The sequence below is a fragment of the Bacteroides mediterraneensis genome (assembly GCF_016900355.1).
In the GTDB taxonomy this organism is placed as follows: domain Bacteria; phylum Bacteroidota; class Bacteroidia; order Bacteroidales; family Bacteroidaceae; genus Phocaeicola.
In genome coordinates, this window is sequence record NZ_JACJKA010000107.1 from 1 (window position 1) to 206 (window position 206).

Consider the following 206-nt stretch of genomic DNA (forward strand, 5'->3'; position numbering starts at 1 on the left):
TGCGCCCTTTCCTACTTTCCTTATCACGTGCACACTCCGTCTTTCGACGGGTGCGGGATGATATATACTTTTAGCTTTCGTACTAAAATTACTTTTTGCTTGTTACATCATGTCATAGACCTATTTTTTTCGTGGAGAATAACGGATTCGAACCGTTGACCCCCTGCGTGCAAAGCAGGTGCTCTAGCCAGCTGAGCTAATCCCCC

General features: G+C 46.1%; 1 tRNA gene. It reads right to left on the minus strand.

Going from position 1 to position 206, the window contains the following annotated elements:
• Positions 1–132: 132 nt before the first annotated feature.
• Positions 133–206 (minus strand) — tRNA-Ala (locus H6A28_RS15045).